The sequence below is a fragment of the Terasakiella sediminum genome (genome assembly GCF_033100395.1).
Lineage (GTDB): Bacteria > Pseudomonadota > Alphaproteobacteria > Rhodospirillales > Terasakiellaceae > Terasakiella.
Window position 1 is genome coordinate 100,720 of record NZ_JAWLVJ010000001.1, and the last position, 25,491, is coordinate 126,210.

Here is a 25,491-nt window from a genome sequence, read left to right on the forward strand (position 1 = left end):
AATGACATTATGGCATTGGCCATTCCCTTTCCCATGATCGACCCCATCGCCCTTGAAGTCGGGCCTGTTGCGATCCGATGGTACGCGCTTGCTTATCTCGCGGGCCTTGTTGGTGGCTGGCAATATATCAAATGGCAGGTCAAATCCTTCCCCGGCAACATCACCCACGAACATGTGGATGACTTCCTGTTCTGGGCCACCATCGGTGTGGTTTTGGGCGGGCGTCTTGGATATGTGCTGTTTTATAATTTCGACTATTTCAGCCACAACCCGCTGGCGATCCTGCAGGTCTGGAACGGCGGCATGTCTTTCCACGGCGGGTTCATGGGCGTGGTGGTCAGTGCCATCCTGTTCTGTAAAAAACACAAATTGCCCATGCTTACTTTCGGGGATTTGCTGGCCTGTGGCGCACCGATCGGTCTGTTCTTTGGCCGCATTGCCAATTTCGCCAATGCCGAACTTTATGGCCGCACAACCGATGTGCCCTGGGGCGTTGTCTTCCCCAATGGCGGGCCAGAACCACGTCACCCAAGCCAACTTTACGAAGCCCTGATGGAGGGACTAATGCTGTTTGTCCTGCTGTTCATCCTGTCGCGCCGGGAACACTTACGCCAATCAGCTGGCCTGTTCGTCGGGCTGTTCATCGCCGGATACGGTATTGCCAGATCCATCGTTGAGATTTTCCGCCAGCCAGATGCCCATATCGGGTTCTTAAGCGGGGGTTCCACCATGGGGCAATGGCTATCTGTACCCATGATCCTGATCGGCCTGTATCTGGTAATCCGCGCACTGCGTTCCAAATCGGAAACCCCTGCATGACCGACTTGCGTAACATTCTTTATCGCGAGATTGAGGCAACGGGGCCGATTTCTGTTTCAGACTTCATGACCCAATGTTTGTGTCACCCAAAGTACGGCTACTACATGACCCGTGACCCCTTTGGGGCCAAAGGTGATTTCACCACCGCACCGGAAATCAGCCAATGCTTTGGGGAACTTCTGGGCCTGTGGGCGGCCATCACCTGGCAGCAAATGGGCAGCCCGAAAGCTTTCCATCTGGTCGAACTCGGCCCCGGGCGCGGCACGTTGATGAGTGATGCTTTACGTGCGGTTAAGATGGTGCCGGGCTTTCTGGAGGCTGCACAGGTTCATCTGGTCGAAATCAGCCCGACCCTAAAAGAAAAACAGAAAGAAACTTTAAGCGATTTTGACATCATCTGGCATGACAGCGTGACTGACATCCCTGATGGCCCCGCTATCTTTATTGCCAATGAATTCTTCGATGCTTTACCCATCCGCCAATTTGAAAAAGGTGAAAAAGGCTGGGCGGAACGATTTATTGATATTGATCCAGACAACGACAGCTTACGATTTGTCCTGCAATCAGACCAAGCCGCAACGGCCCTGATGCCTGCGCCTTTGGAAGATAAAGAGAGTGTGGGAGACAGATTTGAAATCTCCATCGTTTCCCAATCCATCGCCCATATGCTGGCGGACCGGATCCAGAATCAAAGTGGTGCCGTGCTTGCGCTTGACTATGGCTATGCAAAACCGGCCTTTGGTGAAACCTTGCAGGCCCTGAAAGACCATAAATATATCGACGTGCTGGAAACACCGGGCGAGGCTGATTTGACGGCCCATGTGGATTTCAACACATTGGGTAAAAGCTTTACAGAAGGTGGCGCCAAAGTCTGGGGACCGATGGGACAGGGCGAGTTTCTGGAACAGCTTGGCATAACCCAGCGCATGCAGGCCCTGTTGGAAAATGCCAAGGACGATCAAAAGGACGATATCGTTGCCGCCCACAAACGGCTTTGTTCACCCGAAGAAATGGGAAGCCTGTTTAAAGTCATTTGCGCAACCCACCCCAACCACCCCGCCCCCCCAGCCTTTGAAGGTTCTTAAAGCTAATGAGTGACACAGACGAAAAACTACCGCAGCTTACCGCAAAAAACATCACCGCAACCCACGGCTTTTTCACCCGTGAAGGCGGGATCAGTAAGGGCATTTATAACAGTCTCAATTGTGGGTGGGGGTCCGATGATGACTTAAAAGACGTACTGACCAACCGCGCGCTTGTCACCCAGGCTCTTGGTCCCAATGTGTCTGATCTTTTAAGTGCCGCTCAGGTACATTCCAACCGCGTCCAGATTGTAGACAAAATTTGGAGCCGCGAGCGCGCCCCCGAACTGGACGCCATGGTCACCAAAATGCCAAATGTGGCCCTCGGCGTTCTTGCTGCTGACTGCGCCCCTGTTCTGTTTCATGATCCGATAAATCGGATCATCGGTGCTGCACATTCAGGATGGAAAGGTGCTTTCGGCGGGGTTCTTGAAAACACTGTCAAAGCCATGGAAGAAATCGGCGCAGTTCGTACAAACATTAACGCCGCTGTCGGCCCCTGCATCCATCAGGCTTCCTACGAAGTAGATGGGGGGTTTAAACAAACTTTCTTAAATCATGACCCGGCCTTTGAGAGCTATTTCACAGACGGTAAGGCTGAAAACAAGTATCAGTTTGACCTGCCCGGTTTTGTAAAAGCCAAGCTGGACGACCTGGGTCTCGCCAGCGTTGAAGCCAGCCCGGCAGATACCTATGGCGACGAAAAAAAGTTCTTTAGCTATCGTCGTACCACCCATCGGAATGAGGCGGACTACGGTCGCCAGATTTCGGCTATTGTACTGGATTAATCATGCCCTATCTGATCATGCTCATGTTTATGTCGATGGCCGCTATTCTCTTTTCCTGTGTGATGATGGTCTGATCTAGCCATGCGTCTTTTATCCTGCCTATTCCTGCTTTTTTTTGTGGCAAGCTGTACACAAGCCCCACAACCGTTTCGCCACAGCCGCACCGGGGTTGATACCTCGGGCCTGCGTCTGCGCGATGCAGGGATTGTCAAAATCCTGCCCATGGAAGGGACATCCATCCCCATGGGGAAAATTCTGGCAAGCAGTCTGGCGGATAGTCTGGGCGCACGAAACATTCCCGCCACATCCAATCCCTTAAAGAACCCAAGCTATCATGTGCGCGGGCAAGTACTTTTGGATTTCAATTCAGGGCGCAAAAACCATATGGGCAGCATTTATTGGACCTTTATGGATCGAAGCAAAAAAGTCATTCATGAATCGTCTCAGGAAATTCGTGGGGATGTCTATCAATGGGAATATGGTGATCAAAAACTGATCGATGATCTGGTGGAAAATGCCGCAGACCAGTTTGCAGGCTATCTGCAGGATGAAAATGAGAAAAAGGCCGTCGAACTGGACCCCAAAGACAGGCCAGTCACCTTCACCATTACCCAAATCGAAGGCGCATTGGGCAGTGGCGAAGCGGAATTGCGCAAAGCCATGGGGCTGACGCTGCGTCAATTTGGCGCAAGTGTGCGCCGACAACCAAACGAACACACCTACCGCCTGAGTGCAGACATCGACATTCTTGATCCGTTTGAAGGCAAGCAACGCATTATTATTGCCTGGATCGTCAAGGATGCAGAAGGCAAAGAACTGGGACGCGCGCGCCAAAATAACCAGTTGGACGCAGGTGCTTTTGAAGGCCGCTGGGGGCGTCTGGCCTATGATATCTCACGCGCGGCCATGCCCGGTATCGGACAAGTGGTTGAACGCCACCGTTCAGAACAGGCATTTGAAGCGAGTCGCGGCCAACGTGGCACATCGGCTGCACCGGGACATAGAAAACGCCTGACCCTGCCACCATTTTAAGGCGCTGTAAGGCGCAGGGAGTCTTCGTTTTGTCACAATAATGCCTTTATTGATGAATAAGGCGTTTACACAGATGGGCGGCGTTGTTATGTTGCGAAAAATTCTCGGGTACATCAACTTTAGGGCTAGATTTTCACATGAAAATCCTTACTGGTAACGCAAACCGTCCTTTAGCCGAAGCGATTGGTAAAGAGCTTGGCATTCCTCTCACCGAAGCGAGCGTAAAGCGCTTTTCCGATCAGGAAGTTTTCGTAGAAATTCTCGAGAATGTCCGTGGCGAAGATGTTTTCATCGTGCAGCCCACATCCTATCCAGCAAACGACAATATGATGGAACTTCTGGTGACCATTGATGCGGCCAAACGCGGATCAGCCCGTCGTATTACCGCAGTCGTGCCTTACTTCGGCTACGCCCGTCAGGATCGCAAAAGCGCTCCGCGTTCCCCGATTTCTGCCAAGCTGGTGGCCAACCTGATCACAACAGCCGGTGCTGATCGCGTCCTGACCATGGACCTGCACGCAGGCCAAATCCAGGGCTTCTTCGACATTCCGGTTGATAACCTGCACGCTGCCCCGGTATTTGCCCGTGACATTGCGGAAAATTACGAAAAAGACAATCTGCTGATCGTTTCACCTGACGTGGGGGGTGTGGTTCGCGCCCGTGCAATCGCCAAACGTCTGGATGCAGGTCTTGCCATCATCGATAAACGCCGCGAACGCGCAGGTGTTTCTGAAGTGATGAACGTAATCGGGGATGTGGAAGGTATGAACTGTATCCTCATCGACGATATCGTCGATTCTGGTGGTACGCTCTGTAACGCAGCCCAAGCGCTGCTGGAAAACGGTGCAAAAAGTGCATCTGCCTACATCACACATGGTGTTCTGTCCGGCGGTGCGGTTTCACGTATCACTTCTTCTGCTTTGCAGGAACTGGCCATCACCGATTCTATTCAGGGCACAGAACAAGTGCTGGAAGCGGGCAACATCCGCCCGATCTCCATCGCGCCGATCCTGTCAGAAGCCATGAAGCGCATTCATGACGAACAATCAATTTCCTGCCTGTTTGATTAATCAAACACAGCGATAACAAATTCAAAAAGGCTATCCATACCGGGTAGCCTTTTTTGTTGCCCAAACCGTCATCCCCAACTTGATTGAAGATCCAGTCACCCTGTATGGTTTTCTGGGTTCCCGCTTTTGCGGAAATGACATAACGGATGTATTTTATGGACCAACTTCTCTGGATTGCCCTTTTTATCTTTCTTTTTGCCGGCACCATCAAAGGGACAGTTGGCATTGGGCTGCCGACAGCCTCCATTTCAATCCTGTCGCAATTTTATGATCCCTTTACCGCAATCTCTCTGGTGATTTTTCCGGTCATGGTCTCCAATTTCTGGCAGGTCTATCGCAGTAAAGATGTGATGCGCATTGCGCGGACCTACTGGCCCTTTGCCCTGATGCTAACGATCTTCATCATGATATGTACGCAGCTGTCAGCAAATATTCCGGTCAACATCATCATGATTATTCTGGGGACGGTGATTATCCTCTTTTCGCTCACCAGCCTGTTTGTTCATCCGCCCGAACTCCCCGCTCGCCTTGATCGCCCGGCGCAGTTTATTGCGGGAACTCTTGCCGGGATTATGGGTGGCTTTACCGCCATCTGGGCACCTCCCATGGTGATTTATCTGGTCTCCAGACGGATCGAAAAAGATGATTTTGTGCGCGCCACAGGTTTCCTGCTCAGTATGGGCAGCATCCCTTTATGTATCGGATATTGGATCAACGGCTTCATGACAGGGCCGCTTGCCAGCACGTCTTTGTTGATGATTGTCACGACCCTGCTTGGATTTACGATTGGGGAGATGATCCGCAAGAAAATCAACCCGGATAAGTTCCAGAAAGTCGTGCTGATCATCTTCCTGTTGATGGGACTAAACATCATTCGTAAGGCCCTGCTATGAAAACACTGATGATCATCGCCTTGGTGTTCGGGCTGGGATATAGCCTTCTGGTCCTGCTGGTCTGGAGCTTTCAACATCGTCTTGTCTTTTATCCGAGTCATGATTTCTACGCGGCACCGGACGCCATCTCCCTGCCTTTTGAAGATGTCTTTATGACCACCGAAGATACCGTCAAAATCCATAGTTGGTTTGTACCCGCACGTCCCAGCCAGCGCCTGGGCACCATCCTGTTTTTCCATGGCAATGCAGGCAATATCACCCACCGTCTGGACACCATCCGTCTTTTCAATCAAATGGATCATGATGTCTTTATCATTGATTATCGCGGCTATGGTCAAAGTGAGGGAGCGGTTTCTGAATCAGGCACCTATAAAGATGCCACCGCTGCATATGACTATCTGACAATTGAGCGTCAAATCCCCGCAGATGAGATCGTGATTTTTGGTCGATCACTGGGTGGCGGGGTCGCAAGTGAACTGGCGACCCGCAAACCATCGCGCGCTGTCATTCTGGAATCGACCTTTACCTCCATTGCTGATATGGGTGTTGCAACCTATCCCTATCTGCCCGTGCGCCTTCTGTCGCGCATCCATTATCCCAACCTGAAGAATATTGAAAAGATTGAGGCTGATATCCTGATCATTCATAGCACTGAAGACGAACTGATCCCCTATGACCATGGCCGCATTCTTTTTAAAAAAGCCAAAGAGAAAGCCCGTTTCCTGCAAATCAGTGGCGATCATGGCAATGGTTTCATGACCAGCGGGCGGACCTATACAGAAGGCCTCTTTACTTATCTTGAGGAAATCCAAAGGAAAACAACGCCCGGTCGTTGACTCTGACGCTCATTTGCTGTATCACGCGCGCTTACGTTCACGGGGCACCCCTGGAGGCACCGTGTATTTTTATCGAAAGAATTTAAGGAAACAGCTATGAGCTATGTTCTAACTGCACAAAAGCGTGAGACAGCCGGCAAGGGGGCAGCCCGCGCAATCCGTCGTGAAGGCCAAGTTCCGGCCGTCATCTACGGTGACAAAAAAGACCCTGTAAGCATCTCTATCAGCCCGAAAGAACTGTGGGTACAACTGCACACTGGTCAGACTTTCTTTGCGTCCACTGGTGAAATCCAGATCGGCAAATCCAAAGAAACTGTTATCTGCCGTGACGTTCAGTTCCACCCGGTAACAGACCAGCCTCTGCACGCTGACTTCCTGCGTCTGGGCAAAGGTGCAAGCATCACTGTTTCTGTTCCTGTAAACTTCATCAACGAAGACCAGTCCGAAGGCATGAAGCGCGGCGGTGTTCTGAACGTTGTACGTCACGAAGTTGAAGTTGTTTGTCCGGCAACAGCTATTCCGGAAAGCCTCGAAGTTGATCTGGCTGGCCTGGCTGTTGGTGACAGTGTTCACATCTCTGCAGTTACACTGCCAGAAGGTGTTACACCAACGATTACTGACCGTGACTTCACTATCTGTTCTGTTGCTGCACCAAGCTCTGGTGAGAAAGCAGCCGTTGAAGAAGAAGGTGAAGAAGGCGAAGAAGAAGCAGCTGCTGAAGAGTAAGGCTTGTTCTTATGATTTTGTTGGTCGGATTAGGCAACCCTGGTGGGAAATACGCCAAGAACCGCCACAACATCGGTTTTATGGCGCTGGACAACATTGTCCGGCGCCATTCCTTTGGGCCCTGGCGCTCAAAGTTTTCCGGTCAGATGTGCGAAGGCAACATCGACGGATGCAAGGTTCTGGCCCTCATGCCGGAAACCTTTATGAACGAGTCGGGACGTTCTGTTGCAGCGGCCGCTCGCTTCTATAAAATTGATCCGGAACAGATCATCGTTATGCATGACGAACTGGATCTCGCTTTTACCAAAATCAAAGTCAAAACCGCAGGCGGCCACGGCGGTCACAATGGTCTGCGCAGTATTGATGCCCATATGGGTAAAAACTATAAACGCGTGCGCTTAGGCATCGGCCACCCCGGCTCCAAAGAACGCGTACACGGCCATGTGCTTGGTGACTTCGCCAAAGGTGAACAGGCCGAACTTGAAAAAATGCTGGATGTCACCAGCCAGCTGATCGGCCTTGTCTGCGACAATAAAGACACCGATTTCATGAACCGCTATGCGCTCGACATGCACCCCCAGCGCCCGAATAAGCCAAAGGGCGAGAAAGCAGAGGCGCAAGCTGTGCAAGGCAAAAAGAAAACTGACGAGAAGGTCGAGGACGACTCGCCTTTTGCAGTGTTGAAAAAGCTTAAGTGAGTCGTCCAGTCTGAATCCCTATTCTGCGGCAACTTCTTCAAGAGGATTTACCCAACAACCTGAGCAGGCTGCGTCAAAGAAAGTGACCTCAATACCAGTATCTCGAAATTTTCTTTGAACACTGGCCATAAAATCTTCACCTGATTGTGTTTGAGGTTGATGCACGGAACAGGCAATTCTCTCGTAATTACCGTTCATAATTTGGTCAATAATATGCTGTTCCTGTGGTCCCATCGACCAACCATAAACAGTCAATGAGGGACCTGAATTCGGAAGCGCATTTTGATAAACATCAGACAGATATTTATTATTAATAATATTGCGCTTCTTGCTCTCACTATTTCCATCACAAATAATGAGTGGTGGATTTTTTTCAGCTTCCCAATTATCAATAATTGTTTCTAGGTAACTTGCCCCTTCATCATTAATAATTTTCTTTACTGACCTTTCTTCACCAATCAGCAATGATAATGCACCGTGAGGGTAAAACACCAAGGAGACTTTTTGATTCGGTATCTGGGAACTTCTCAAATACCCCCAATTGAACTCAAACCCCCCTCCTGCTTTAACAAAACAATCCTTAAACTTGTGTGTATTTTGGTTGTCATTTGAATGCATCATTACCCAATAAGTAATCAGGTCATAATTTAACGAAAATATGGTTTTAAATTGAGATAAAAACGTCGCTATTTCACCAAAGTAAGGTAAAGCATCGGTATAAGTACAATGTGCTGACCGAACAGCCTGTGCCAACGCCCCTTGAATAGTCTCATATGCCTGTCCAATAGCATCGCTTTCTATATCCAAAACGTCATTAACCTGTTGAGCATACCAAAGTTTCCTCAAAAGGTTCTCAAAATCTTCAGTTTTGAACCTCTCGAAAAGTTGGGTAAGCTCTTCATTAACATGACCGTCTTGGCGAGCTTTCTCCAATAGAGAGCGATAAGCGAAAGCTCCTGACACTGCCCGGCTACCACCATTACCAACAACAATTGCATCATTAAAATTATCTTTAATGTCAATCCACTTCTGAATCATTTACGCTGATAACATCTATTTCTAAATGCTTCCCCTGATAGTATTTATAATCAGAGGTTTAAATATCATTAGATTGTATAATATTCAACAAAAGCTTCTTAAAATAAAAAAAGACGTCAGGCCCGAGGATTTGTAGGGGACATGACCTGACGCCAAGTGATGCGAACTTACGGGAGAAGTCGCATTGTCCTTTGTCAGGTTCTGATTAGTCTTTTGAGGATGCGATATAATTTTGCACACCGACCCAGTGATTTTCTCGGCAGATTTGCTCTGCTTCTTTTCGCCCCAAAGCTTTGAGTAAACGTTTGGAAAAAGCTTCGATATAGTCACCGTTTTTTTCTGCGACTCTATCTGGGTAGGCCATCATTTTTTGCACATCAAACTCCACAGTCTCTCGTGATAAATGGTATTACCATTATATAAAATCTGTGCAGGTCATCTGCCTTTTATGAAGCCATTCGCCCGTCTTTATCCTTAAATTTTCAGAAATTGCGGGACGTCAGAATTGCGCTTTAAATCTCAATCGTCATCTGCTGTTCTTTCCCATGGCAGCAAACATGCAATTGATAAGAACTATTATCGTCCTCGGTTTTCCCCGGGCCTTCACCTGTTACATGCAGGTCGCTGCTGAACCAGCGGTTCCAGCCTGTGCTTGATTTTTCAATGCCGTCGTCGGTGATTTTATAAGTTGCATCAATAAACTGAATTTTCTCAACTGAAACCAATGTATCCGTCCCATAGTCGTCCAGCAAATCAGTAATCGTGCCTTTTTCCAGATCAAAAACAAATTCATCGGCCCAGCCCCAGTAAAAGGCCGTGTCCTTGCCGGTACCACCAATGATCAAATCATCACCACCACCGCCTTCAATCCGGTCATTGCCTGCCCCGCCGATCAGGACATCATCCCCATCCCAGCCAAACAGATTGTCACGACCTGCCCCGCCCATGATCAAATCACTTTCCCAACTGCCGCTGAGATAATCTTTCTTGTTGCCGCCTTCACGGATCAACCCTTCAATGGCGATGATATCGATCGGGGTTTCAATGGGAGTTTCCTCCATGTCTGGGATCGTCAAGGTGGCTTCCTGAACATGATTAAGCTGTTTTTGCCCCTCTTCCAGCAACAGGTCTTCTTTTTCCCCCTTTTCAAAGGCCGTTCCGGCAAGCACATCAGCTTCTTCCGGTACCACCTCTGCAACCTCGGCAGTTTCTTCTGGCGTGCTGGACGCGTCGGGCGCTGTTTCTGCCATCCCCTGTTCTTCTTTGGAAGACTGAGCCAAATAACGTTCTTTAAAAAAGCGCAATATCTCTTCTAAAATTTCATAGCGTTCAGTTGTGATTTCCCGGGTTGCCCCATAACTTGCCTGGAACACATAGCTCCCCTGAGAAGCCTGTAAGAAAAGTATCCCGTCATCAACGTTATTGTCCTGACCGAAATGCAGGTAGCTGTCTTTGAAGGTCAGAATTTCCACGTCAACCAGTGTTTTGATTTCAGAGTCATTGCTGACTTCAACCCGGCCATTGGCAAGTTCACGGATTTTATAGGCCGCAAGCTTATCGGCAAACTGAACTTCGTCAAACCCCGGGCCACCCAAGACCACATCATTGCCAAGGCCCGGTTCGAAATAGTCATCGCCTTCCCCGCCATCCAGCACTTCCTTGCTGCGCCCGCGCGAGATAATCTGGTCATTACCGGGACCTGCATTAATCTTGTAATAGACATCCGCATTCATCATAGAATTCAGGATGACCATGTCATTACCCGCATGGGTGAAAATCTGCAGGCTGGATTTATCTTTTGTCTCAACAGCCGGGTTAATTTCGATAAAATCATCACCGCGATGGGTTCTAAGCAGCGCATTTTTTACATCATTCAAAACGATATGTGATTTCTCATCCCCACCAAAAAGCGCGGTGACATTTTCATAGCCATAGGTCAGCAGCATCCCCTTGTCGCTGGAAAAAGCTTTCAGCGTCTGATCACCTGTTTCAGTGTCATTTACAGAGGTTTCGACTTCGGCATTACTCACCACATAATCACGTGACAGGCCTTGCGGTGTTTCTTCACGGCCATCAACGGCCAAGGCAATGTCGTTCCACCAGTTTTGTACGACTTCAATCCATTTCATCAGTTATCCCGTTCATCGTCTCGGTATATTTTTATTGTTGCTTTTTGGTTTATCCAGTTTAGGAGTTATCAACTTTTTACGATAAAAAGGTATACGATAAAAAATCCAAAACCAACGGATTTATGTGGACTTTGAACACAAATGTATGCCTTCAAACGGTCTTTCTAAATCTTAAATTACCCTCTTCCATCCTCCTCAATTCCTGATATTCAAATTTTCATAAATTTGTCATTTATTATTTCGATATTTCGACTATAATCGAAATATGAAAACTGAAAATGTCGTCCATATACTGTCTGCTCTGGCTTATGAAGCCCGGTTGGACATTTATCGATACCTTGTGCGAATCGGACCCGATGGTGCAGCCGCCGGAGATATTGCGGCTGCCTGTGATATCTCAGCCTCCACCCTGTCGCATCACCTCAATCAAATGCGCAGCAGTGGATTGGTGGACCGTGAACGCAAGGCACGATCACTGATCTATTCGGTTAATTTTGACGCCATGAACGATCTGATCGGATTTCTGTCCGATGAATGTTGCGAAGGCAAACCTGAACTTTGTTTAGACCAAAAAGGAAATGAAACATGACAATCCGTGTTGCCATCAATGGCTTTGGCCGTATGGGTAAACTGGTCCTGCGTGCAGGCTGGAACACACCCGGCATCGAATTTGTCCATATCAATGAACCCAACGGCGGTATCGATTGCGCTGCCCACCTGTTGCAATTTGATACCGTACACGGGACTTGGGATCATGACGTTTCGTATGAAGACAAGACCCTGATCATTGATGACCAGCATTTGTCTTTTACCGAAGAAACAGCACCGGATGCGGTCAACTGGGCGGATATGGGGATTGATATTCTGCTGGAATGTTCAGGCCGATACCGTACCGATGAATTGCTGCAGCCGTTCCTGGATGCGGGCATCAAAAAGGTTCTGGTTTCCTGCCCGGTGAAAACTGATGGCGCGCTGAACCTGGTCTATGGGGTCAACGAAGACCTGTATGATAATGACACCCACAATATCGTGACGGCTGCATCCTGCACCACCAACTGTATTGCGCCCGCCATCAAGGTGCTGCATGAAAAAATCGGGATTGAGCGAGGTTCCTTCACCACCATTCACGATCTGACCAACACACAGGTCATCATCGACAGCCCACATAAAGACCTGCGCCGGGCCCGAAGTGGGGTGAATTCCCTGATCCCAACCACCACCGGATCCGCCACTGCTGTTGCGGTGATTTACCCGGAACTGAAAGGCAAGCTGGACGGTCATGCGGTGCGTGTCCCGTTGCTGACAGGTTCGCTGACCGATTTTGTCTTTGAGATGAAACGCGAAGTCACCGCCGAAGAAGTCAATCAGCTGTTTAAAGAAGCCGCTGAAGGGGAATTAAAAGACATTCTCGGCTATGAACACCGTCCGCTAGTTTCCACCGATTTCACCACAGATGCCCGTTCTGTCATCGTGGACGGTCCCAGCACCGTTGTGGTCGATGGGACGCATTTGAAAGTGTATCTCTGGTACGATAACGAATGGGGTTATGTAAACCGCATGATGGATATCGCCCATATGATGGCTGAAAAACTGTCATGAGTGACCTCAAGAACTATGCCTGCGTAACCGCCAGCTATTGGGGGTTTACGCTCTCTGATGGTGCGTTGCGCATGCTGGTCCTGCTGCATTTCCACCATCTGGGTTACACCCCGCTTGATCTCGCTTTCCTGTTCCTGCTTTACGAAGCCATGGGGATTGTCACGAACTTTGTCGGAGGATGGATCGGCGCACGATTTGGCCTGCGCCTGACGCTATTTGCCGGGCTTGCCACACAGATTGTAGCTTTGACCATGCTGTCCTTACTACAGGATAGCTGGGCCATTTCTTTATCTGTCGCTTATGTTATGGCCGCCCAAGCCCTAAGCGGGGTCGCCAAAGACCTGACCAAGATGAGTTCCAAAAGTGCGGTCAAACTGGTTGTGGCAGACGAAAGCCTGTTGTTTAAATGGGTCTCTCTGCTGACCGGATCAAAGAACGCACTAAAGGGCGTCGGCTTCTTCTTGGGCGGGTTGCTGCTGGAAACACTGGGTTTCCAGATGGCCCTTTGGGTCATGGCCGGATGTCTCGCAGCCATTCTTTTATTTGCTGTCTCTGCTGTGCAAGGCGAACTAGGCAAAGCCAAATCCAAGATCACGGGTAAGGATCTCTTCTCCAAATCACGCGAGATCAACATCCTGTCCTTTGCCCGCATCTTCCTCTTTGCCTCACGCGATGTGTGGTTTGTTGTCGGCGTCCCGGTCTTTTTTGCTTCGCAATTGGGCTGGAGCTTTGATGAGATTGGCCTCTTCATGGCCGCCTGGGTTGTCGGTTACGGCATCATTCAGGCGTTTGTGCCGCGCATTACCCACAAGACAAATGATGCAGCAAGTGGGGCACGCTCCGCCACGGCGTGGGGCTTTATGCTTTTTGCGCTTCCCGCCAGTATGGCTTGGGGCCTCTATTCCTTCCCTGAAGCCGCAACCCAGTTGCTGATCGGTGGCCTCCTGCTATTTGCCCTTGTCTTTGCCGTAAACTCGTCCGTCCATTCTTTCCTGATCGTGGCCTATAGCGATGAAGACAAAGTGTCCTTAAGCGTCGGCTTTTACTATATGGCCAACGCGGTCGGCCGCCTGCTTGGAACACTCCTTTCCGGTCTCGTCTATCAAATGGCCGGACTGGAAGCTTGCCTTGCAGTCTCTGCCGTCATGGTCTTGATTGCGGCAGGAAGCGTGGTGTTCTTACCGAAACATAGTCCAGAGGAAGTTACCTCATAGGAACGTAGCCTGCTTTGCGCATACAGTCGGCGACAAGTTTTTTTTGTTTTTTGGCGGCATCATACTGGCGCATCTGTTCGGAAAAACTGCTGATGTCCTGATCTGCTTCGTAAGAAGCGATCAGGCCCAGGTATTTATCCGCCGCGCGTTTGCATTTGGTGTGATCCGATCCCCATTGGCTGGAGGGCAATTTCGGGTGTTGCCAGTGTTTGGGTACGGACTGCATGCAGGCGCTCAACGCCAAAACGGCCAATCCCATTACTATTTTTTTCATCCCGAAATTTCCTTTAAGAGATCGTTCAACTGATCCATATTTGGCAAAGTCTCACAGGGTTTGGCAAGCATATAAACATGGTCGGCCTCGCCTGACATTTTTTCAACGATCAGGCGCTTGACCTGTGCATCATCCTGCCAAAGCACACCCGTTAAACTGTCCAGACAGGCCTTGGCCACATTATCCACATCAACGCGGCGTTCCTTGCCCGTATGTTCAATCCAGATGCTGACCTCAAACGGATCATAACTCGCGCGGATGTCTTTTGCATTTTTGCGAAAGAAGTCCCCGATATCAGACTGGAACTTCCCGCCGCGCGAGGTCAGATGGGTGAAGTGAACCAGCACCCCACCATATATGCGGGCCATACGAAACCGCCCGCCCCCTGACCATCCTTTTTCCATCAGGCAAGCGTCACTTTAAAATCATCCAGACCTGCCAGGGTACAGGTCATCACATCGCCTTTTTGAACCGCGCCCACACCTGCGGGCGTTCCGGTAAAGATGATGTCACCGGGCAGCAGTTCGTCATAACCTTCCAGATGTTCCATGATCTCGGCCACATTATAGATCATTTGATTGAGGTTCCCCTCCTGCTTGATCTCCCCATTAACAGCCAACGTGATCGCGCCTTCGCTCAATTCCCCTGTTTCAGCGATGGGGGTGATTTTGGAAACCGCAGCCGCGCCTGTGAAGTTCTTGGATGTATCCCACGGCATACCGGACTCTTTCGCAACGGCCTGCAAATCCCGTTTGGTGAAATCAATACCCAGGCCATAGCCAAAAACTTCCGCGCTTTCACCAAGCGCCACTACAAGCTCGACCTCGAAATGAAGATCGGATGTGGCACGGGGATACTCAATAGAAACCTCATCCACGCCAGCGGCTACCGCATGGGCGGATTTGGAAAAGAACTTGGGTTTGATCTTGTTCGGGTCCCCGCCCATCTCCCGGATATGATCCCCATAGTTTTTCGCCACACAATGGACCCGGCGCACCGGAAATTCATCATCTGAATCTTTGATTTTCAAGGCTGGGGGATTCCATAAAGGCACGACATAGGACATGTTGATCAAACTCCAATACTAGACAGATAGCGCGACGGGTTATATGTTAATCTTCATAACATTTTATGTCTGATGGTGACGAGAGGTTTTAAGGTGCCAGATTCCAATTCAAAGAAACAAAATACCAATATTGGGCCCTTGAACGACTTGATGACCTATCACCTGCGCCGCGCACAGGTTTCTGCTTTCAATAACTTTAATGACGCCATGGCTGAAACACAGGTCACCCCCGGCCAGTTTGGGGTGCTGACCCTGATTGACAGCAACGAAGGCATGTCCCAATCTGCGGTCGCCCGCGCCCTGGGTGTGGAACGTTCCACCATGGTTGCGGTCATCGATGGGCTGCAAAATCGTGACCTGGTCATCCGCAAACCCTCCCAAACAGATCGTCGATCCAATGCGTTGGAGCTCAGCGAAAAAGGCAAACAGGTTTTTGACCGTTGCGTAGAACTGGCCAAAGAAGGTGATGCCAAAACTGTCGGTAGCCTAAGTGATGAAGAAGCGGTGCAGCTGATGACCTTGTTGCGCAAAATGAACAGCGCAGCAGGTGTTTAAATAACTTCGTTCACCAACCCATAAGCATAAAGACTGGCCGGAACCGACTGAACACGCACGTGGCGATGATAGCCTGTGCGCACCAGATTTTGGGTCAACAGCAAGGTGTTTTCTTCCCCATTGCAGTTCATGCGTACAAATTCTGTCACCGTCTGTGGCCCTTCGCCAAAGCCGGACAGTTTCTGTTTCCAATCCATTTCAATGATCAGGTTGGGTTCCGGGGCGCGTGATTTTTGTGCCGCCAGATCGCTATAGCCCACCAGATCAACCGATCCACCGCGCCAGCTGGCGTAGGTCAGGGCTGAAATGCGTTGTGGCACACCCAGCCATTGGCAATAGACCGCCGTTTCCACCAATCGTTCATACACTTCATCATCCGGCATGACGGGACCAAAAAGGGCCGCATACCAGCTGGGTGAGGTGATAAAGACCTTAAAGGCCACCGCACGCTGGAAACGTTTGGCGTTTTTATCCACCCGGTGCAATTTACGGATCAGCCAGGCAGATTCCAGATAATCCAGATATTTGCGCAGTGTGTTTTTGGCAATCTTGGTTTCGCGCGCCAACTCTTCAATACTGACTTCAAGTCCGGTGTTATAGGCCAAAAGCGTAAAGAGATGCGACAGACCCTTCAGATCATTGATCCCAAAGAAAGAGGCCATATCTTTATGCAGCAAACGTTCGATTAAGGTATCACGCACAAACAGAGGCGACGGTGGGCCTTGGGTTTTGCCCAACACACTTTCCGGGAAGCCGCCGTAGTTGATGTAATAATTAAATTCTTTATTCAACATCGGCAGGTTAGCCTGGTTAAAGGCCAGTTTGTGGTTGGCCGGATCACCGCCAAACAATTCTTTTTCCCGCCCGCGAAAACGAAGGAACTCTGCAAAACTGACACTGGGTAGTACGGCCACATCATAGCCCGGGTCCTTGGCTTCAATTTCTTCCGGCAAAGGGCATCCGGCGGACAGTACACCGATCAGGCGCACCTGCGGGAAGGCTTTGGCAACCTTGATCAGTTCTGCTTCCCAGTCGGGCATATATTGCAGTTCATCCAGAAAAGCATAAAGCGTGCGCCCTTCCATACTGTCTTTGTTACGCTGAACAAACAGGTCGATGATCTGATGCAGACCCGCATTCCAATATGTGGGCGTACCAAGGGATGCCAGCAGCACATGCCGGGGCGGCGTGTTGCCTTCGATCAGACGGGCGACCATCTGGCGCACCATCACGGTCTTGCCTGTGCGTCGTGGACCCACGAGGGCGACGGCACGTCCAGCTTCGCCTTTTTCAATTTTTCGGGCAAAATCGTTAAAGAAAATACGCTTGGGTGGTTGTTTGAACTTTTGTGGGGCCTGATCGTTTAAAGCCCACCAGGGGTTATCAAACAGCAATCGGTTTTTAACCGCATCAACCCCATATGTCTGCATTGTTCATCCCAATTTTCGATTTCTTTTGCAAGGATGATACGCAAGCTTTTGTCTAAGCGCAAGCTAATGATCTTAAAAAAGATCAATTTGTTAAGCGATTGTATTTTTGAAGGAATTCCTGATGTTCAGCGGCCATTTTACAGTACTTCCACAGGTTCCAGCCCGCAAATGGCAACTGTAAAAAACCAAACAATCCAAGGATCGCCCAGATCAGGCAGGAGACCAGCAACAAGAAGTTCCCGGTACCGACAAAATGCAGATTAACCATGTAGAAAATCGGCATGCCAATGGTCGTCAGCACACACATGATAAAAGAGCGCCGATGATAAACGATTTTTTCATGAATAAATTCACGTTCCTGATCTGAATAGAGCAGTCGTAAATTTTCGTCCTTGATTACATTCATTGCATCACTTTTTGCTGGTTCGAAATCACCCTATCTATGTTATGAAAGGATGTGAAGTAATTTATAGGAGCATACGTGGCCCGATCAGATGCACATATGACCACCGTCACTAAGCTGGGTTTTCTAATTGGCTGGCTGTTCTTTGGTCTCGCCTTTTTGCTGGCCGCAGCAGAAAGTGCTTTGGGGCGCGGGTTCATAACGTCAACCAACGACTTGCTGGTTGCCATGATGGGGGCGAAATGGATCACCTTTAAAGCCCACTATGCGTCCGCCCTGTTTGACGGTGTGGTCCTGACTTTGCTGCAACTGCCGGGCTGGCTTCTGGCCGGATTGCCTGCAGGATTTTTACTTTGGCGCTGTCGCCCGCACCGCGAAGAAATTGATCCTGACCTTTACAGCTCACTCACCACCTATGACCGTCTGGCAGAACTGGCCGAAGAAGAAGGGGCCGAAGATGATGACCCCACCTTTGATGAATATGATATGGCCGATTATGAAGACAATGACGCCAAAGAAGATGTGCGTCCGGCCAAAGAATATATGAAAAACTGGCATCCCCATGACGAGGATGAAGAAATTAACACCCCGGCCCGTCCCTTGACGCCGGATGAAAAAATGCAAAAAGCGCGTGACAATCTCTCCATCCCGTTTGATAAACTAAGTTAAGTTCTTTCACTTCTTGCCACTTAAAGGAGGCTACACATGATCAGACCTTTCACATTGGCCCTGATGGCCGGATCACTCTGTCTTGCACTTGCAGCCTGTGGTGAAGAAGAAAAATCAGAAACACCAAAGCCAGCCAAACAGGTCGAAAAGGCTGAACCCCAAAAAGAAACCGTTGAAAAAAATAACCGCGACATGACCCCAGCAGAAGCACTGGATAACATGAAGCGTGATGCCGGGATTGTTGCTGATAAAGCAACCGATGCTTTCAACGCCGCCAAGGAAGCCGCTGAAAAAGCGCTCTCAGAATAATAAGGAATAAATACAGTGGATTCAGTTTTACGCGGCACCCTGATCGGTGCAGTGGCCCTGTTCATGTGGTCTACACTCGGTATCCTGACCGTCTGGTCAGGACCGATCCCACCCTTTCAGTTGGTCGCGAGTTCCTTCTTTGTTGCCTTTTTATGTGCCGTGATCAAATGGACGGTCAAAGGGGAAACGCCGCTTTCCCATATTTACCAGCCCCCAAAAGCCTGGATTTTGGGGGTCAGCGGTCTGTTTGGCTATCACTTCCTTTATTTCCTCGCACTGAAATCCGCCCCTGCCATCGAAGCCAATCTGATCAATTATCTCTGGCCGTTGCTGATCGTTTTCTTTTCTGCCTTTCTGCCCGGGGAAAAGCTGCGCTGGTATCACACGCTTGGGACCCTAAGCGGTCTTGCCGGAACCATCCTTCTGGTCACCGGTGGCAAAGGCTTCAGTTTTGAAGCACAATATGCCCTGGGTTATATCGCTGCCATCGGTTGCGGTCTGGTCTGGTCAACCTATTCGGTTTTAAACCGTCTGTTCGGCGGTGTGCCCACCGATGCGGTCGGCTGGTTTTGTCTGGCCGGATCGATCCTTGCGGCCATTTGTCACTTCGCCTTTGAAACAACCATCCTGCCAGACACCACAGTTGGCTGGCTGGTTTTGCTCGCCATGGGATTGGGTCCTGCAGGCGGGGCTTTCTTCTTCTGGGACTACGGGGTCAAGCACGGCAACATCCGCGCATTGGGGGCCGGGTCTTACATGATCCCGCTTGCCTCCACCTTGCTGTTGCTACTGATCGGGGAAGGCAGCCTGACCTGGGCCATTGCCGGGGCTTGTGCGTTAATCTCAGGCGGGGCCATCCTTGCCTCATCAGATTTCCTGAAACGGAAATAAACGGCATAAACAGCTATTTATTGATTACTTATATCACGCAGCAACCTTAAGTTAAAAATTTGCTATTTTACCTGCGTTTTCAAAAGACTTGCCATTGGACAACAACCCAGTGATGACGATAGTATGGGGCTAACAAGTTGCATTCTCACTTGCAACCACAAGAACACACCATATGCAAACCTGCCCGCCGTACCACTAGGATCCCCCATGGATGACGCCCAAAACGTAGAAATTCTCCTGGTTGAAGATGCCAAATTTTTCAGATCGGTCATTAAAAGCCAAATCGAAAAACAACTGGGTTTTAAAGTCACCTGTGCAGAAACCTATCAGGAAGCCTGCACCATTCTGGATGAACGATCTGAAGACTTTTTTCTCGCCCTTTTGGACTTGAATTTACCCGATGCGCCCAAAGGTGAAATCGTGGATTATGTGATGGGAAAGTCAGTTCCTTCCATCGTCTTTTCCGGGCAGTTCAGCGAAGATCTGCGCGATCATCTGTTAAAGCAAAACATTATCGATTATGTGGTCAAAGACAGCCCGGCGAGCATTGAATATGTCATTTCAACGGTAAAACGCCTGTACCACAACCAAAAAGTCAAAGTGTTGCTGACCGATGATTCCAAATCTGCGCGCTATCAGATGCACGGGTTGCTGGCCCGTTACAAATTTCAGGTGCTGGAAGCTGAAGACGGCTTGGAAGCTTTAAAAATCCTGGACGAAAATCCAGATATCATGCTGGTCATCACAGATTACAACATGCCCAATCTGGACGGGTTTGAACTGACCAAAAAAATCCGCACCCATTATTCCAAACGCCAGATTTGCATCATCGGAGTATCGACCTACGGCAATCATGCGCTCTCCGCCAAATTCATCAAGGTTGGCGCCAATGACTTCATCACCAAACCGTTTTTGAATGAAGAATTTTTCTGCCGGGTTTCCCAGAACATCGAGATGCTGGAACATATCAAAGCCCTGGAAGATTCCCTAATCACCGATTATCTGACAGGCCTGCGCAACCGCCGCTATCTGTTTGAACGCGGCCAAGTCATGCTGCAGGATGTAAAAGACAATGGCGGCTATCTGGTCGGGGCCATGTGCGACATTGATTTCTTCAAACGCATCAATGACACCTATGGCCATGACGGCGGCGATGAAGCCTTGAAACATGTCTCAAACAAACTGCGCTCTTACTTTGGGAACAAAGGGGTTGTGGCTCGCTTTGGCGGAGAAGAATTCTGTATCCTGTTGCAAACCAATAGCCTGGATGACCTGGAAGCAGACTTTGAAGCTTTGCGCAAAGGCATCGAAGAAACATCGGTCAGCTATGGCAACCGCGAGATCAAGACCACACTAAGCATTGGTGTCAGCTGGCAGAAGGTTGGGCAGCTGGAAGACTTGCTGAATATTGCAGACGGTCACCTTTATACCGCCAAGGAAACCGGGCGTAACAAAGTGGTGATGGACAGTTAACGTCGCAACTCGTCCCTGAAATCACCCGTTTCGCATTGATCGATCAGCCGCTTGCCGACCTCATCCTTAAACGCGATGTCCGTCACGGTTAAATCGGTGATGCGATCAATGCGGAAATTCCTGAAATCATTGCGCAACTCGCACCAGCCAAACAACAACCAGACGGGACCAAAGAAAGCAAGTGCCAAAGGCCGAATACAGCGTGCCGACACATCACCCTTGCCATCTTCATAAGACATTTCGATCTTTTTCTTATCACGAATGGCTGCACGTACAGCCGAAAAATCAATGGTCCAGGGAACGTAACTGGCACTGCGAAAAGAAAAAAGCGCGGTGCCATAAAGCTTTTCCGTCGCACTTTCCGGCAGAGATTTTTTAAGTTTATCCAACGCCCCACGCGCCGCCTTGGCCATCTTTTCATCGGTCCAGTTGCAGACCATCGCCATGCCCAGGACAAGGGCTTCGATCTCTTCCACATCAAAACTTAGGGGCGGCAGATGATAGCCGTCATCCAGCAGATAGCCCACGCCTGCTTCGCCTTCAATCGGTACGCCAGAACCGATCAGGGCCTGAATATCACGGTAGATCGTGCGCACAGAGACTTCGCATTCTTCCGCGATCCGATCTGCAGTAACGGCACGGCGGCGGCCCTGAAGGAAATTGATGATTTTGAAATGGCGATCTGTTTTTTTCATGAAAATATCCTACTGCAACTCTCCTGACAGCTAGTTGTCAGGAGTATGTCAGTAAGCTCCTTTCAGTTCAAACCAAACGAGCAGGAGATAAAAATGCTTGTCGATTCCAAATCACTTATCGTTAACACCAGTGCAGAAAATCTGTTCAACTTCCTTTCCAAAGAAGAAAACCTGCCCAAATGGGCCATCCACTATTGTAAAGGCGTGCGCAAAGAAGGCGATGACTACATCATCACCACACCGCACGGTGACATGTTTTACGAAGTCGAAGCCGATGCCAAAACAGGTGTGGTCGATATGAAAAGCGGCCCGACCAAAGACCAGATGATGGCTTTCCCGGCGCGCGTATCGCCCCTGCCAGATGGCACCAGCATCTTCAATCTGACCTGCATCCTGATGGAAGAAATGTCTGATGAAGAACTTGAAGGTCTGCAACAGGCGTTCAAAGAAGAGTTCGATGCCCTTGCAAAGGCAGTGGCTTAAATAACCTGTGTCCCGGCCCAAGGCCGGGACCTTTTGGATGACGAATACTGCTTACAAAAGACCCCGGCCTCCGCCGGGGAACAGGTTCATGTGTTCGCAGATGTCACATATTCGGGTTGAGGCGATGCCCTGGCTTGAGCCCTCAAGTGACATCAAAAATGATAACGGCGCCATTCCTTGGAAAAGAAAGGCGCCGTTATTATATTCTCTTGAAAGAAACCTAAGCGTGGATTTGCAGTTTATCCACTGCCATTGCTGCTTCTTTCACAGCTTCCGGCAGACCCGGATGACCGTGGCAGGTACGTGCGATATCTTCGGCTGATCCGCCAAATTCCATGGCCTGAACCACTTCCTGGATCAAATCACCGCCTTGTGGGCCGATAATGTGACAACCAAGAACGCGATCTGTTTCTTTATCAGCCAGGATTTTAACAAAACCTTCCGCATCGCCATTCGCTAACGCGCGACCGTTTGCGGTAAAGGGGAATTTCCCTTTCTTATAGGCAATGCCCGCTTCTTTCAGCGCTTCTTCAGATTTACCAACGCTTGCGATTTCTGGGTGGGTGTAAACGATACCCGGGATCACATCGTAATTGACGTGACCCGTTTGACCCGCCAACATTTCAGCAACCGCAACGCCTTCTTCTTCGGCTTTGTGTGCCAGCATCATGCCGCCAATCACATCACCAATGGCGAAGATACCCGCAACATTTGTCTGCAGGTCGTGGTCAACCTTAACGAAGCCACGCTCGTCCATTTCAACACCCACTTGCGCCAGACCGAGATTGTCGGTGTAAGGACGACGACCGATGGAAACGAGGCAGGCATCCGCCTTCAATGTTTCAGACTCGCCACCTTCAGCGGGTTCCATGGTCAGGGTGACAGATGTTTTTGTCTTCTTCGCGGCTGTAACCTTGGTTGCCAGTTTGAAATTGATGCCTTGCTTTTCAAGCAGGCGCTTGGCGGTTTTGCGAATTTCACCGTCCATGCCTGGCAGGATACCGTCGAGGAATTCAATGACAGTCACTTCGGTGCCAAGACGGCTCCAAACGGAACCGAGTTCCAGACCGATCACGCCGCCACCGATGACAGCCATTTTCTTTGGTACCTTGCGCAGTTCCATCGCACCCGTGGAAGACATCATGACTTTTTCGTCAATTTCCAGGAATGGCAGGGTCGCAACGTCAGAACCTGTCGCGATCACGATGTTTTCTGCCTTGACGATTTCTTCACCGCCATCGTTCAAGGACACGGTCACTTCATCTTCGCCTGTGACTTTACCTTCACCAACGATATATTTGACCTTGTTCTTTTTCATCAGGAATTCAACGCCGCTTGTCAGCTGTTTTACAACGGCTTCCTTACGATCGATCATCTTGTCCAGATCAAGCTTCGGGGTCACCTTGATCCCATGGTCCGCCATTTCGTGGGCAGCCATTTCATAAAGATGTGTGGATTGCAGCAGTGCCTTGGCCGGAATACAGCCGACGTTCAAACACGTACCGCCCAATGAGCCGCGCTTTTCAACAATTGCAGCTTTCAAACCCAGTTGCGCTGCACGGATGGCACATACATAACCGCCCGGACCACCGCCAATAACGACAACATCAAAATTATCACTCATATTCTTCAATTCCCTAAAGGATAAAATTCATAAAAAAGCGGAAGACTGTATTTCATCAGCCTTCCGCTTAATTTGTTTGATCTTATGCGTCCAGCAAGATGCGTTGTGGATCTTCGAGGCACTCTTTTACACGTACCAGGAAGGACACAGCTTCACGACCGTCAATGATACGGTGATCATAAGACAGCGCCAGATACATCATCGGACGAGCCTGGATGGAACCATCCGGCATGACCATCGGACGCATCTGTGTTTTATGCATACCCAGGATCGCAGACTGTGGACGGTTCAGGATCGGTGCAGATAGCAAAGAGCCAAACACACCACCGTTAGAGATGGTAAATGTACCACCCATCATTTCGTCCATTTTCAGCTCGCCGCTACGTGCGCGCTTACCAAAGTCAACGATATCGCCTTCGATCTGTGCCAGTGATTTTTCGTCACAATCACGTACAACAGGAACAACCAGACCAGTTGGGGACCCAACCGCGATGCCCACGTCATAGTGATTTTTGTAAACGATGTCATCGCCATCGATCTCAGCATTAACCGCTGGCCATTCACGAAGCGCAGTCACACAAGCTTTGGTGAAGATACCCATGAAGCCAAGCTTCACGCCGTGTTTCTTTTCAAAGCCGTCTTTGTACTGTTTGCGCATTTCCAGAACGCCTGTCATATCGACTTCGTTCCAGGTTGTCAGAATAGCCGCTGTGTTTTGTGCTTCTTTCAGACGAGACGCGATCACTTTACGCAGGCGGGTCATTTTCACACGTTCTTCACGTGGACCTTCCGGGCGTGGTGGGATCATTGCACCATTTGGTGTGCTGGAGGCTGGTGCTGCAGCAGCAGGAGCCGGAGCCGCCGCTTTTGGTGCAGGAGCCGCAGGTGCAGGGGCAGCCGCAGCCGCCTTGTCTTTATCAGCCTGACCGCTTTTAATGTACGCCAGAACGTCACCCTTGACCAGGCGACCGTCTTTGCCGGTTGCCGGGATTTTGGATGCATCCAGACCATTGTCGTTTACAAGCTTGCCAACAGCAGGTGAAAGTGGGTGTGCTGTGTTAGCCGCTGCTGCCGCAGGGGCAGATGCAGCCGCAGCAGGGGCAGCAGCCGCAGGGGCAACCGCGCCAGCAGAAGCGCCAACCGCTACGCGGGCAACGACCTGACCGACTTCTACGTCTGTGTCTTCAGCAACGATGATTTCAGTGACAACACCCGCAACCGGGCTTGGCAGTTCAGCTGTAACTTTGTCTGTTTCAACTTCACACAGACCTTCGTCAACAGCGACTTCATCGCCAACAGCCTTGAGCCAGCTTGCAACCGTCCCTTCGGTGATAGACTCACCCAGGTTTGGTACAACGATGTCAACAACTTCGCCTGTACCAGATGAGGTAGCAGGGGCTGCAGCTTCAGCAGCAGGAGCGGCAGCCGCAGGGGCAACTGGTGCAGCAGCTTCGCCCGCTTCACCAACCATACAGAGAACAGCGCCAACTTCGACGTCTGTATCATCACCTGCAACGATTTCAACAAGTGTACCTGCAACGGGTGAAGGTACTTCGACAGTTACTTTGTCTGTTTCCAGCTCTACAAGCGGTTCGTCAACAGCGACAGTGTCGCCGATATTTTTGAGCCACTTTGAGACCGTACCTTCAGATACGGACTCACCCAAAGCGGGAACAGTGATTTCTGTGGCCATTT

At 49.9% G+C, this 25,491-nt stretch carries 29 protein-coding genes; 18 read left to right on the plus strand and 11 right to left on the minus strand.

The annotated features are described in order from the left end of the window. Window positions 1-9 precede the first annotated feature (9 nt). From lgt to pth, 9 genes are all read left to right on the plus strand, one after another. Complete coding sequence (gene lgt, locus RYZ26_RS00490) at window positions 10-819, plus strand: prolipoprotein diacylglyceryl transferase (RefSeq protein ID WP_317681115.1); 810 nt, start codon at window positions 10-12, stop codon at window positions 817-819. Continuing rightward, window positions 816-1,904 carry a class I SAM-dependent methyltransferase gene (locus tag RYZ26_RS00495; protein WP_317681116.1) on the plus strand — a complete coding sequence of 363 codons (1,089 nt, stop codon included), beginning with the start codon at window positions 816-818 and terminating at the stop codon, window positions 1,902-1,904. The genes lgt and RYZ26_RS00495 overlap by 4 nt, the downstream gene beginning before the upstream one ends. Before the next feature lie 5 nt (window positions 1,905-1,909). Then, window positions 1,910-2,689: a peptidoglycan editing factor PgeF gene (gene pgeF / locus RYZ26_RS00500; protein ID WP_317681117.1), complete on the plus strand. Its 780-nt coding sequence runs from the start codon at window positions 1,910-1,912 to the stop codon at window positions 2,687-2,689. 81 nt (window positions 2,690-2,770) lie between these two features. Further along, window positions 2,771-3,721 carry a hypothetical protein gene (locus RYZ26_RS00505; RefSeq protein WP_317681118.1) on the plus strand — a complete coding sequence of 317 codons (951 nt, stop codon included), beginning with the start codon at window positions 2,771-2,773 and terminating at the stop codon, window positions 3,719-3,721. Window positions 3,722-3,858: 137 nt separating this feature from the next. Continuing rightward, on the plus strand, window positions 3,859-4,791 hold the full coding sequence (locus RYZ26_RS00510; protein ID WP_317681119.1) for a ribose-phosphate pyrophosphokinase: 933 nt from the start codon (window positions 3,859-3,861) through the stop codon (window positions 4,789-4,791). Window positions 4,792-4,946: 155 nt separating this feature from the next. Beyond that, a complete protein-coding gene (locus RYZ26_RS00515) occupies window positions 4,947-5,684 on the plus strand; it encodes a sulfite exporter TauE/SafE family protein (RefSeq protein ID WP_317681120.1) in 738 nt (245 codons plus the stop codon). After that, window positions 5,681-6,520 (plus strand): alpha/beta hydrolase, encoded by an 840-nt coding sequence (locus RYZ26_RS00520; RefSeq protein WP_317681121.1) that lies wholly within the window; start codon window positions 5,681-5,683, stop codon window positions 6,518-6,520. The genes RYZ26_RS00515 and RYZ26_RS00520 overlap by 4 nt, the downstream gene beginning before the upstream one ends. A 96-nt stretch (window positions 6,521-6,616) precedes the next feature. Continuing rightward, window positions 6,617-7,246 (plus strand): 50S ribosomal protein L25/general stress protein Ctc, encoded by a 630-nt coding sequence (locus RYZ26_RS00525; protein WP_317681122.1) that lies wholly within the window; start codon window positions 6,617-6,619, stop codon window positions 7,244-7,246. A gap of 11 nt (window positions 7,247-7,257) precedes the next feature. Beyond that, window positions 7,258-7,944: an aminoacyl-tRNA hydrolase gene (gene pth / locus RYZ26_RS00530; protein WP_317681123.1), complete on the plus strand. Its 687-nt coding sequence runs from the start codon at window positions 7,258-7,260 to the stop codon at window positions 7,942-7,944. Window positions 7,945-7,962: 18 nt separating this feature from the next. Here pth and RYZ26_RS00535 read toward each other — a convergent pair whose 3' ends face one another. The 3 genes from RYZ26_RS00535 to RYZ26_RS00545 all read right to left on the minus strand — a co-directional run bounded on the left by RYZ26_RS00535 (window position 7,963) and on the right by RYZ26_RS00545 (window position 11,111). After that, on the minus strand, window positions 7,963-8,982 hold the full coding sequence (locus tag RYZ26_RS00535; protein WP_317681124.1) for a DUF4917 family protein: 1,020 nt from the start codon (window positions 8,980-8,982) through the stop codon (window positions 7,963-7,965). Window positions 8,983-9,187: 205 nt separating this feature from the next. Continuing rightward, window positions 9,188-9,358 carry a hypothetical protein gene (locus RYZ26_RS00540; protein WP_317681125.1) on the minus strand — a complete coding sequence of 57 codons (171 nt, stop codon included), beginning with the start codon at window positions 9,356-9,358 and terminating at the stop codon, window positions 9,188-9,190. Between the two features lie 136 nt (window positions 9,359-9,494). Further along, window positions 9,495-11,111, minus strand: a complete 1,617-nt coding sequence (locus RYZ26_RS00545) for a calcium-binding protein (RefSeq protein ID WP_317681126.1) — start codon at window positions 11,109-11,111, stop codon at window positions 9,495-9,497. A 265-nt stretch (window positions 11,112-11,376) separates the two neighbouring features. Between RYZ26_RS00545 and RYZ26_RS00550 the strand changes: the two genes are divergently transcribed. From RYZ26_RS00550 to arsJ, 3 genes are read left to right on the plus strand one after another with little or no spacing between them, the layout of a single operon-like run. Then, the gene (locus RYZ26_RS00550) at window positions 11,377-11,700 is read left to right on the plus strand and encodes an ArsR/SmtB family transcription factor (protein ID WP_317681127.1); all 324 of its coding nucleotides are present in this window, start codon (window positions 11,377-11,379) and stop codon (window positions 11,698-11,700) included. Beyond that, window positions 11,697-12,710 (plus strand): ArsJ-associated glyceraldehyde-3-phosphate dehydrogenase, encoded by a 1,014-nt coding sequence (locus RYZ26_RS00555; RefSeq protein ID WP_317681128.1) that lies wholly within the window; start codon window positions 11,697-11,699, stop codon window positions 12,708-12,710. The genes RYZ26_RS00550 and RYZ26_RS00555 overlap by 4 nt, the downstream gene beginning before the upstream one ends. Further along, on the plus strand, window positions 12,707-13,924 hold the full coding sequence (gene arsJ, locus RYZ26_RS00560; protein ID WP_317681129.1) for an organoarsenical effux MFS transporter ArsJ: 1,218 nt from the start codon (window positions 12,707-12,709) through the stop codon (window positions 13,922-13,924). Before RYZ26_RS00555 ends, arsJ begins: the two co-directional genes overlap by 4 nt. On the opposite strand, the gene RYZ26_RS00565 is transcribed toward arsJ, so the two are convergent. The 3 genes from RYZ26_RS00565 to RYZ26_RS00575 are packed head-to-tail and all read right to left on the minus strand — an operon-like array spanning window position 13,914 to window position 15,264. Beyond that, the gene (locus RYZ26_RS00565; RefSeq protein WP_317681130.1) at window positions 13,914-14,198 is read right to left on the minus strand and encodes a hypothetical protein; all 285 of its coding nucleotides are present in this window, start codon (window positions 14,196-14,198) and stop codon (window positions 13,914-13,916) included. The two genes, arsJ and RYZ26_RS00565, sit on opposite strands and share 11 nt — an antisense overlap. Next, window positions 14,195-14,566, minus strand: coding sequence for a RusA family crossover junction endodeoxyribonuclease (locus RYZ26_RS00570; protein WP_317681131.1), 372 nt, complete (start codon window positions 14,564-14,566; stop codon window positions 14,195-14,197). Before RYZ26_RS00570 ends, RYZ26_RS00565 begins: the two co-directional genes overlap by 4 nt. Window positions 14,567-14,601: 35 nt before the next feature. Beyond that, window positions 14,602-15,264 (minus strand): fumarylacetoacetate hydrolase family protein, encoded by a 663-nt coding sequence (locus RYZ26_RS00575; protein WP_317681132.1) that lies wholly within the window; start codon window positions 15,262-15,264, stop codon window positions 14,602-14,604. A 93-nt stretch (window positions 15,265-15,357) separates the two neighbouring features. Here RYZ26_RS00575 and RYZ26_RS00580 point away from each other — a divergent pair, with 93 nt between their 5' ends. Next, complete coding sequence (locus RYZ26_RS00580) at window positions 15,358-15,819, plus strand: MarR family winged helix-turn-helix transcriptional regulator (RefSeq protein ID WP_317681133.1); 462 nt, start codon at window positions 15,358-15,360, stop codon at window positions 15,817-15,819. Here RYZ26_RS00580 and RYZ26_RS00585 read toward each other — a convergent pair. Further along, window positions 15,816-17,249, minus strand: a complete 1,434-nt coding sequence (locus tag RYZ26_RS00585; protein WP_317681134.1) for an ATP-binding protein — start codon at window positions 17,247-17,249, stop codon at window positions 15,816-15,818. The genes RYZ26_RS00580 and RYZ26_RS00585 overlap by 4 nt on opposite strands. An 82-nt stretch (window positions 17,250-17,331) precedes the next feature. Further along, on the minus strand, window positions 17,332-17,655 hold the full coding sequence (locus RYZ26_RS00590) for a hypothetical protein (protein WP_317681135.1): 324 nt from the start codon (window positions 17,653-17,655) through the stop codon (window positions 17,332-17,334). A 75-nt stretch (window positions 17,656-17,730) separates the two neighbouring features. Here RYZ26_RS00590 and RYZ26_RS00595 point away from each other — a divergent pair, with 75 nt between their 5' ends. The 4 genes from RYZ26_RS00595 to RYZ26_RS00610 all read left to right on the plus strand — a co-directional run bounded on the left by RYZ26_RS00595 (window position 17,731) and on the right by RYZ26_RS00610 (window position 20,994). Then, window positions 17,731-18,321: a hypothetical protein gene (locus RYZ26_RS00595; protein ID WP_317681136.1), complete on the plus strand. Its 591-nt coding sequence runs from the start codon at window positions 17,731-17,733 to the stop codon at window positions 18,319-18,321. Between the two features lie 36 nt (window positions 18,322-18,357). After that, the gene (locus RYZ26_RS00600) at window positions 18,358-18,630 is read left to right on the plus strand and encodes a hypothetical protein (RefSeq protein WP_317681137.1); all 273 of its coding nucleotides are present in this window, start codon (window positions 18,358-18,360) and stop codon (window positions 18,628-18,630) included. A gap of 15 nt (window positions 18,631-18,645) precedes the next feature. Beyond that, window positions 18,646-19,521, plus strand: coding sequence for an aromatic amino acid exporter YddG (gene yddG / locus RYZ26_RS00605; protein ID WP_317681138.1), 876 nt, complete (start codon window positions 18,646-18,648; stop codon window positions 19,519-19,521). A 207-nt stretch (window positions 19,522-19,728) separates the two neighbouring features. Next, window positions 19,729-20,994 (plus strand): diguanylate cyclase, encoded by a 1,266-nt coding sequence (locus tag RYZ26_RS00610; protein WP_317681139.1) that lies wholly within the window; start codon window positions 19,729-19,731, stop codon window positions 20,992-20,994. On the opposite strand, the gene RYZ26_RS00615 is transcribed toward RYZ26_RS00610, so the two are convergent. Then, window positions 20,991-21,689 (minus strand): helix-turn-helix transcriptional regulator, encoded by a 699-nt coding sequence (locus tag RYZ26_RS00615; RefSeq protein WP_317681140.1) that lies wholly within the window; start codon window positions 21,687-21,689, stop codon window positions 20,991-20,993. The two genes, RYZ26_RS00610 and RYZ26_RS00615, sit on opposite strands and share 4 nt — an antisense overlap. 93 nt (window positions 21,690-21,782) lie before the next feature. Here RYZ26_RS00615 and RYZ26_RS00620 point away from each other — a divergent pair, with 93 nt between their 5' ends. Next, window positions 21,783-22,172 (plus strand): hypothetical protein, encoded by a 390-nt coding sequence (locus RYZ26_RS00620; RefSeq protein WP_317681141.1) that lies wholly within the window; start codon window positions 21,783-21,785, stop codon window positions 22,170-22,172. A 220-nt stretch (window positions 22,173-22,392) separates the two neighbouring features. Here RYZ26_RS00620 and lpdA read toward each other — a convergent pair whose 3' ends face one another. Further along, a complete protein-coding gene (gene lpdA, locus RYZ26_RS00625) occupies window positions 22,393-23,796 on the minus strand; it encodes a dihydrolipoyl dehydrogenase (protein WP_317681142.1) in 1,404 nt (467 codons plus the stop codon). An 82-nt stretch (window positions 23,797-23,878) separates the two neighbouring features. Next, window positions 23,879-25,489 (minus strand): 2-oxoglutarate dehydrogenase complex dihydrolipoyllysine-residue succinyltransferase, encoded by a 1,611-nt coding sequence (odhB, locus tag RYZ26_RS00630; protein WP_317681143.1) that lies wholly within the window; start codon window positions 25,487-25,489, stop codon window positions 23,879-23,881. Window positions 25,490-25,491: the final 2 nt, after the last annotated feature.